The 8,015-nt window shown below is 44.6% G+C and carries 9 protein-coding genes; 8 read left to right on the top strand and 1 reads right to left on the bottom strand.

The window, feature by feature from the left end; all coding sequences use genetic code 11:
- From DWW90_RS04695 to DWW90_RS04660, 8 genes are all read left to right on the top strand, one after another.
- A partial coding sequence (locus tag DWW90_RS04695) for a PDDEXK nuclease domain-containing protein (protein WP_122344173.1) occupies nucleotides 1–360 on the top strand: 360 nt, incomplete at its 5' end.
- A gap of 82 nt (nucleotides 361–442) precedes the next feature.
- Complete coding sequence (locus DWW90_RS04690; protein ID WP_122344172.1) at nucleotides 443–1,354, top strand: hypothetical protein; 912 nt, start codon at nucleotides 443–445, stop codon at nucleotides 1,352–1,354.
- Nucleotides 1,355–1,465: 111 nt separating this feature from the next.
- Nucleotides 1,466–2,005: a pyruvoyl-dependent arginine decarboxylase gene (locus tag DWW90_RS04685; protein WP_115498607.1), complete on the top strand. Its 540-nt coding sequence runs from the start codon at nucleotides 1,466–1,468 to the stop codon at nucleotides 2,003–2,005.
- A gap of 186 nt (nucleotides 2,006–2,191) precedes the next feature.
- Nucleotides 2,192–2,665 carry a PaaI family thioesterase gene (locus tag DWW90_RS04680; RefSeq protein ID WP_122344171.1) on the top strand — a complete coding sequence of 158 codons (474 nt, stop codon included), beginning with the start codon at nucleotides 2,192–2,194 and terminating at the stop codon, nucleotides 2,663–2,665.
- A 22-nt stretch (nucleotides 2,666–2,687) separates the two neighbouring features.
- Nucleotides 2,688–3,524 carry a deoxyribonuclease IV gene (nfo, locus tag DWW90_RS04675; RefSeq protein WP_115498609.1) on the top strand — a complete coding sequence of 279 codons (837 nt, stop codon included), beginning with the start codon at nucleotides 2,688–2,690 and terminating at the stop codon, nucleotides 3,522–3,524.
- Nucleotides 3,525–3,680: 156 nt separating this feature from the next.
- Nucleotides 3,681–5,090, top strand: a complete 1,410-nt coding sequence (gene nhaD / locus DWW90_RS04670; protein WP_122344170.1) for a sodium:proton antiporter NhaD — start codon at nucleotides 3,681–3,683, stop codon at nucleotides 5,088–5,090.
- 11 nt (nucleotides 5,091–5,101) lie between these two features.
- Entirely contained in the window at nucleotides 5,102–6,742 is a 1,641-nt protein-coding gene (locus tag DWW90_RS04665; RefSeq protein ID WP_122344169.1) for a dipeptidase, read from the top strand.
- A gap of 58 nt (nucleotides 6,743–6,800) precedes the next feature.
- Entirely contained in the window at nucleotides 6,801–7,271 is a 471-nt protein-coding gene (locus tag DWW90_RS04660) for an outer membrane beta-barrel protein (RefSeq protein ID WP_167451640.1), read from the top strand.
- A gap of 68 nt (nucleotides 7,272–7,339) precedes the next feature.
- Here DWW90_RS04660 and DWW90_RS04655 read toward each other — a convergent pair whose 3' ends face one another.
- On the bottom strand, nucleotides 7,340–7,984 hold the full coding sequence (locus tag DWW90_RS04655) for an HAD family phosphatase (RefSeq protein WP_122344168.1): 645 nt from the start codon (nucleotides 7,982–7,984) through the stop codon (nucleotides 7,340–7,342).
- Nucleotides 7,985–8,015 lie beyond the last annotated feature (31 nt).

The following is an 8,015-nucleotide window of genomic DNA, read 5'->3' as shown; positions in this document are numbered from 1 at the left end:
CGTACGGTTTTGAAGCCGAGTTGGGGCAGCGATGCCCCCGCTCAGGTAAACTATAATTATAAACTTCGTTGCTTCATTGTGACGGAATTGAAGACCGGCAGATTTAAGGCCGAATACATCAGTAAATTAGGACTGTATGTTTCTGCTGTTAATCATCAGATGAAGCACAAAGATGATAATCCTACTATCGGTTTATTGATTTGCAAAACAAAGGATGAAGTGGTCGCTAAATACACGTTGGAAAATACAAACCAACCTATCGGCATATCCGAATATCAGTTAGTAGAATCGTTTCCTAAAGACTTCCGTAGTTCCTTGCCAAGCATTGAAGAAATAGAGAAAGAGTTACAGGACGAGTAGTCGACTTATTTGTTTTCTTTTTTGGTTTGCATGCAAGGTTTTTCTTTTCTCTGCATTTATATAGATAAAAATTCTACGTGTTATGAGAAAGAAACAAAATGTATGGAAGTTTTTACCCGTTGTAGCCGTAATGGCATTGGCGGGAGTGGCCGGTTGTTCCGACAATATGGATGATATTCCGGAGCCGGCTCCTGATCCGAGGCCGGATATCGTTCGTCCGCCTGTAGAAAAGATTTTGTTGACAGTTGGTTTGGAGGTGCCGGAAGATACGGCGTTCTATTGTTTCAGGCAATGGGACAAGGGACTGGGCTTTGCCGTCGTATCGATGGATGGGAAAGGGGAGTTGCTATATCGTTATCCGTCCCATGATCCGCATATGGAGGGGCTTCCGTTTATCATGCAGGATAGTTTGAACTCGGTGTCCGCTGTTTTCGGAGGAAATATCGTTTCCGGTGCTGATTCACTGGTCGGCTATTTTATTCACAAAAGTATGATGAACTACAACATCTGCCAGCAGTATCAGTCGAAAGACGGGACTTTTGGTATGTACGATATTGTGGTTGGTGCGTGCCGTACGGAGACAGATGAAGAAGGAAATATATCGGCCTCTATGGTTCTGAAACACCAGACCAGCCAGTTGGCGATCCGGTTTAAGAATGATACCGGCGATGAACTGACCATCGCCAGTGTACAGCTGGATGTGGTGGACAACAGCACCCCGTTTTACGATTATCTGACAGGTTATTTCGGATTCCGTCAGATGCAACCGCGTTCCGGTTCTATTTTTCTGACGACAGACAAAACACCGGTGGAGAAAGAAGGTATATTTACAGCTAATATATCCTTGTTTATGGCTGATGAAACAGCGCTCGAAGGAAAGGCTATCCGCTATACGGTCCGCACGAATAAGGGCGACTATGTCTATACAAAAGAAGGGGAAACATACCGGAAAGGAAACCGATATGTGGAAAATATTAAAATGAAAGGAAGATAAAGTGTGGTAAAAGTGTTACTATATTAATGTTTTGCAGTCTAATCGTTGTGTAATCCCGAATAAGTTTCTATTTTTGTGCCCTTATTATTAATTAGTAAAACATATTCGTAGATGGTAAAGAAAGTTGGGAATTTAATTCCAAACACCTTTTTTATTACAAAGGGTAGTGGTGAATCTGATTTGGAAAAACATGCAGGATCTTACCACATGGCTCTTTATGATGCTGGTATTGCAGACTTTAACATTATGACGTATTCGTCTGTTATCCCGGCAACTGCGCATCTGGCCACCATGGATGAGATCGATCTTCCTCCGTTTGGTTCTGAAATGAAGACCATTATGGCTGTCTCTCATGGGTATCAGGATGAGTTTGTGTCTGCCGGTGTGGTTTACGCCTGGATGTACAAAGACGAAAACTTCGATGAAAAAGTCGGAGGTCTTGTATGTGAGGTAAGCGGCCGTTATCGTATCGAGGAGTTGGAATCCCGTCTGATCCGTGTGATCAACGACCTTCACTTGAATACGTATGGTAAGTATTACCTGGGCGAGTTGAACTTCATCACGGAAGGTATTACCATCGAGAAACGATACGGAACAGCGTTGGCTGCCCTGTGTTTTGTTGATTTCTTGCAACCGGACGTTGAAGAGTAAAAAGAGATATAGCAATAATTATTGTTAGCTTATTATTATGAGAAAGCAGAGATAAGGAAAACTCCTTGTTTCTGCTTTTTTTATGATGGCAACCGAAGTAAGCGTTTAGTTTCTTATATTTGTGAGCCCATTTATTCGGGATTTCTCTTAATTTTAAGAACAATTTATTTAAACCTGTTGTTGTGTATGAAAAAGATTATTAATCCCTGGGAGGGGCTGGAAGGATATATGTGTTTTGGCTGTGCGCCGAGTAATCCGATGGGGCTTCACATGGAGTTTTATGAGGATGGTGATGACATTGTTGCATACTGGGAGCCGGAAGCACATTATCAGGGGTGGTTGAACACGCTGCATGGCGGTATCCAGACTACATTGATGGATGAATTGGCAGGGTGGGTGGTACTCCGGAAGTTACAGACTTCAGGTATGACATCCCGTTTGGATGCCCGTTTTATGAAAAGCATCTCGACTCGTGAATCCAGTTTGACCATCCGGGGACGTATCAAAGACCGTAAGCGGAATGCGATCTTTATTGAAACGGAAATCTATAATTCGCAGAATGAATTATGTACGCGTGCAGACCTGGTCTATTTCGTGGTCACACAGGAACAGGCGACCGAGAAGTTTCATTTTGGAGGATGTAGGGCAGAAGGGGAATAAACAATAAAAACATAAATAACAAATGAAGTATATTGGAGCACATGTGTCGGCATCAGGTGGAGTGGAGAATGCTCCGGTGAATGCGCATGAGATCGGGGCAAAAGCTTTCGCTTTGTTCACCCGTAACCAACGTCAATGGAAATCGTCTCCGCTGACCAAAAAGAGTATTTCTCTTTTCAAGGAGCGTTGCGAAGAGTTCGGCTATACGGCGGAACATATCTTGCCGCATGATAGTTACCTGATCAATTTGGGGCATCCGGAGGCGGAGGGGTTGCAGAAATCGCGGGATGCTTTTTTAGACGAGATGCAACGTTGCGAACAGTTGGGGCTGGACCGTCTGAATTTCCATCCCGGAAGCCATCTGAACCAGATGAGTGTGGAGGATTGCTTGAGCCGTATTGCCGAATCGGTCAACTGGGCGTTGGAGCAAACATCGGGTGTGTGCGCCGTGTTGGAAAATACAGCCGGACAGGGTACGAACCTGGGATATACCTTCGAGCAGCTTGCCTATATTATAGATAAGGTGGAAGATAAATCCCGTATCGGGGTTTGTATCGATACTGCCCATACATTGGCGGCAGGCTACGATATCAAGACCGCCGAGGGGTTTACGGAGACATTTCGACGTTTTGATGAAATAATCGGTTTTTCGTATTTGCGCGGAATGCATATTAATGATTCCAAGAAAGACCTGGCAACCCGTGTGGACCGTCATGACAGTATAGGAAAGGGAGTGATGGGATTGACTACATTCAAGATGTTGATGGAAGATCCCCGGTTTGACAATATCCCGTTGATTCTGGAGACACCGGATGAGTCTATTTGGGCGGAAGAGATTGAATATCTGTATTCTATATAAAAGCGAAAGGAGCGGCTTTCACAAGTCACTCCTTTCTATTTAACCAAAACCTTAACTATGAAAGCCCAAATGTACGGTGAATTTTTTAAACACGCAAGAGTATAGGGCAAAAAGTTCTGCTTTTGCGAATAAATAACAAATTAAACACATTGTATTATGTTTATTTTAATGCCTGTCATTTTTGTTCTGGGTATCCTTGCGATTGCATTGGAGGATAAAATAAAGATCAATAAAGCTGCGATAGCTTTGTTTATGGCGATATCACTGTGGATGATATTGATGTTTGACGCCTATAATATTTTTGTTGAACGCTCCAGCCCTTTGTTTCAGGAGTTTCTGACACAAAATCCGGAAATGGCGAATGCGCCGTTGAAAGATCAGTTTATTACTTTTATCACGAATCGTTCGATTGTCTATCACTTGGGGAATGTGGCGGAAACACTTTTCTTTGTCATGTGTTCCATGCTGATTGTCGATATTGTCGATAAACATGGTGGTTTCCGGGCCGTGACCGGTTATATCCGGACTGCCAACAAGCGGAAGTTGCTGTGGTCTATCAGTTTTGCCGCTTTCTTCTTTTCTGCTTTGCTGGATAACCTGGCAGCTGCTATTGTTGTCATGGCTGTGTTGCGCAAGCTGGTTCCGGACCGGACCGACCGTTTGAAATATGCCTGTATGGTGATTATTGCGGCTAATGCCGGCGGTTCGTGGTCACCGATCGGGGATGTGACGACTATCCTGCTTTGGGTTGGGAAAAACATAACGGCGTCGCATCAGATATCCCATGTCTTCCTGCCGGCTTTGGTCAATATGCTTGTTCCGTTGACAATCGCCCATTTTTGGTTGTTTAAGAAACATGCGACGTTGCGTGTGATGAGCGAGGAAGAGATGGCGGACGAATATACACCGGAGATACCGAATCATTCGCGTCGCGTCATATTTGTGATCGGTGTCCTTTCACTTGCTTTGGTACCGGTGTTCCAGATGCTGACGAACCTGCCGCCGTTTCTGGGGGTTCTGTTAGGCTTGGTTGTTCTGTGGTTTTATACGGATATCATGTACAGCAAGCTGCACATGCGTGAGTCCAATAAGTTGCGTATCTCCCAACTGCTTCCGAATATCGATTTGGCGACAATCTTCTTCTTCCTCGGTATTTTGATGGCGGTAGGTGCTTTGGAAACATCCGGCCAGTTGGGATTGATGTCTACGTTTTTGGACAAACATGTGCATGAACCCTATCTGATCAGCTTTGTGATCGGTGTTTTGTCTTCCTGTGTGGATAACGTGGCTTTGGTGGCTGCGACGATGGGGATGTATCCGATTGTTCCGGATGCTGCAAACCTGGCGCCTTATGCCCAGTTCTTTGTGTCGGACGGTGGTTTCTGGACATTCCTGGCTTATTGTGCCGTGACGGGTGGCAGCATTCTGATTATCGGTTCTGCAACAGGTGTGACGGTTATGGGATTGGAAAAGATCGATTTCATGTATTATACCAAACGATTTTCAATACTGGCGCTGATCGGCTATTGCTGTGGCGCCGGCGTATATATGTTATTATTTGCATAAACTTTATTGATATGAGAAAAACATGGATTTTTATGGCAGCTTGTGCTGTGATGCTTTCCGGCATGAAAGCTGTCGCATGTACTGGGCTGTTAGTGGGAAAGAAAGCCTCGGTCGACGGCTCTGTTATGATCAGCTATGCGGCAGATTCGCATACGCTATATGGCGAACTGTATCGCTGGCCTGCCGCCACCTGGCCGAAAGGGGCGATGCTGGATGTGATCGAGTGGGATACACATAAGCCGTTAGGACAGATTCCGCAGGTAGAACAGACCTATTCCGTAGTCGGTAATATGAACGAACATCAGGTAGCGATTACGGAAAGTACGTTCGGTGGCCGTTCGGAACTGGTCGATACGACCGGTATTATGGATTATGGCAGTCTGATCTATATCGCTTTACAGCGTTCCAAGACAGCGCGTGAAGCGATCGAGGTGATGACCGGTCTTGTAAAAGATTATGGTTATTACAGCAGTGGGGAGTCTTTCTCTATTGCCGATAAGAATGAAGCCTGGGTAATGGAGATGATCGGTAAAGGTCCGGGTAATAAAGGGGCTGTCTGGGTTGCTATCCGTATTCCGGATGATTGCATCTCGGCACATGCTAACCAGTCCCGCATTCAGCAGATTCCTTTCGAAGATAAGGAAAACTGTCTGTATTCGCCGGACGTCGTGTCTTTTGCCCGTGAAAAGGGTTATTTCAGCGGGAAGGATAAGGATTTCAGTTTCCAGAAAGCCTATTGCCCGTACGATTTCGGCTCTTTGCGTGGTTGTGAAGCACGTGTATGGTCTTTCTTTCGCAAATACGACAAGTCGATGGATCAATATACCGATCTGATCAAGGGCGATGTGACGAAAAAGCCGATGCCTTTGTATATCAAGCCGGATCGCCTGTTGTCCGTACAGGATGTACAGAACGGTATGCGCGATCATTTTGAAGGTACGGACCTGGATATGACGAAGGATGCCGGTGCCGGCTCTTACAAGGTCCCGTATCGTTGGCGTCCGATGACTTTCAAGATTGACGGCCAGGAATATACCAACGAGCGTGCGATTGCCACACAACAGACCGGCTTTGTGATTGTTCCGCAGATGCGCAGCTGGTTACCGGATGCCATTGGCGGCATTCTTTGGTTTGGCGTGGATGATGCGGATATGGCTGTCTTTACACCGATTTATTGTTCTGTTACGGCTTCTCCCGAGTGTTATCGTGTCGGAAACGGTGATATGATGAATTTCTCCTGGACATCAGCCTTCTGGATTCATAACTGGATAGCAAACATGGCATACGGTAAGTATAGTTATATGATACAAGATATCCGTCCTGTCCAGCAGGAATTGGAGAATGGTTACCAACAGACAATTCCGGCTATCGATAAGGCCGCGATGGAGTTGTATGCTAAAAATCCGGCGGAAGCAGTCAAGTTCCTGACCTGGTTCAGTACGACAACTGCCGACCAGGCTACAGCTCGCTGGAAGAAGTTAGGCGAATACCTGTTAGTCAAATATATGGACGGTAATGTGAAGAAAGAAGAAAACGGACAGTTCAAGCAGAATGGTTATGGTTTGTCGGAGTATCCTGATTTCCCGGGTTATGATGAAGACTATTATCGCAGTATTGTGAAGAGCGCGGGAGATAAATTAAAAGTAAAGTGATGCGCTTTAATTAAAAAATAGTATATTTGGCGAGATTGTTGAACAAAATAAGAAAAGTATGAAAAAATTAATTGTTATGTTGATGTTGACTGTGTTCAGTATAGGTGCATATGCACAGACACAGCAGGGGCAGTCGTCATTCGGTTTTAATTTGGGCTATAATTTTAATGATATTGGAAATGCAACTGTCGGCATTGATTATCGTTATTGTGTGACGGATGAATTTCGTTTGACTCCTTCTATTACCCATTTAATAAAGAATGACGGGTTGAGCGCGTGGGCGATCGATATGAATGCTCATTATGTCTTTAAACTGAGTGATATGTTTGGTTTCTATCCGTTGGCAGGTTTGAGTCTTTCTTTCTGGAAAGCCGGTCCTTGGGATGAAAGCCGTTTTGGTGCAAACATTGGTCTGGGAGGAGAAGTCTATGCAACTGACCGGGTGTCAGTCGGTTTGGAAGCTAAATATAATATTATAAAAGATCTGGACGCTGCTGCTTTAGCTGTTCGTGTCGGATATAATTTCTAAAATTTAGATATTACAATAAAGAGGAGGGCGTCAAAAGTTAGTTTTGACGCCCTCTTTGTATCAAAGAATTACCATTGCATGTATTCCTCAAAAGTAACATTTTTGAAATCGGGAATAACCTTATAAACCTTGTCCTTTAAGGATTTTTCCGAATTAGTCGTGCAAAGTCCGATCACCCGCATTCCCGCACTTGTCCCGGCTTGTACTCCGGCAAACGAATCTTCGAACACCAGGCAGTCTGCAGGAGATACATTCAGGTCGGATGCAGCCAACAAATAGCACATCGGATCAGGCTTCCCTTTCGTGATGCGGTCTGCACTCACTACTGTATCGAAAAGCCCGTCGAGTTGCAAGAGGCTGAAAGCCCGTTTTAGCTTAACATCATCGGAGCTGGTCACCAATCCCACCTTGACACCTTTGCTCTTCAGGAGATGGATAAATTCCATAGCGCCCGGAACCGGAGGGAAAGGCATCTGCTGTTCAAACTCCATAGATTCGCGTGTTACCATTTCCTTAAATTCTTCGGACCGGTCGGAAAAGAATTTATCTAATATATAAGGCAATGTAGTTCCTTTAATGTAGGACGCAAAGTTAGGAATTCCTGTACCATAACGTTCTCCGGCCTCATTCCAGTAAATATCGTAAATAGGTTCTGTGTCTACAATCACACCGTCGAAATCAAAAAAAGCAGTCTTCATAAACTGTTGTTCCATAAAATCAATTCATTTATAATAATTTGAGTGC

The organism is Parabacteroides sp. AF17-28 (genome assembly GCF_003479205.1).
Lineage (GTDB): Bacteria > Bacteroidota > Bacteroidia > Bacteroidales > Tannerellaceae > Parabacteroides > Parabacteroides acidifaciens.
This window is presented reverse-complemented; position numbering and strand designations above follow the sequence as displayed.

Excerpts from the sequence above, each read along its gene's own strand:
- DWW90_RS04680 (WP_122344171.1), top strand. The coding sequence starts at position 2,192 with ATGAAAAAGATTATTAATCCCTGGGAGGGGCTGGAAGGATATATGTGT.
- DWW90_RS04665 (WP_122344169.1), top strand. The coding sequence starts at position 5,102 with ATGAGAAAAACATGGATTTTTATGGCAGCTTGTGCTGTGATGCTTTCC.
- DWW90_RS04655 (WP_122344168.1), bottom strand. The coding sequence starts at position 7,984 with ATGGAACAACAGTTTATGAAGACTGCTTTTTTTGATTTCGACGGTGTG.
- DWW90_RS04660 (WP_167451640.1), top strand. The coding sequence starts at position 6,801 with ATGAAAAAATTAATTGTTATGTTGATGTTGACTGTGTTCAGTATAGGT.
- nfo (WP_115498609.1), top strand. The coding sequence starts at position 2,688 with ATGAAGTATATTGGAGCACATGTGTCGGCATCAGGTGGAGTGGAGAAT.
- nhaD (WP_122344170.1), top strand. The coding sequence starts at position 3,681 with ATGTTTATTTTAATGCCTGTCATTTTTGTTCTGGGTATCCTTGCGATT.
- DWW90_RS04685 (WP_115498607.1), top strand. The coding sequence starts at position 1,466 with ATGGTAAAGAAAGTTGGGAATTTAATTCCAAACACCTTTTTTATTACA.
- DWW90_RS04690 (WP_122344172.1), top strand. The coding sequence starts at position 443 with ATGAGAAAGAAACAAAATGTATGGAAGTTTTTACCCGTTGTAGCCGTA.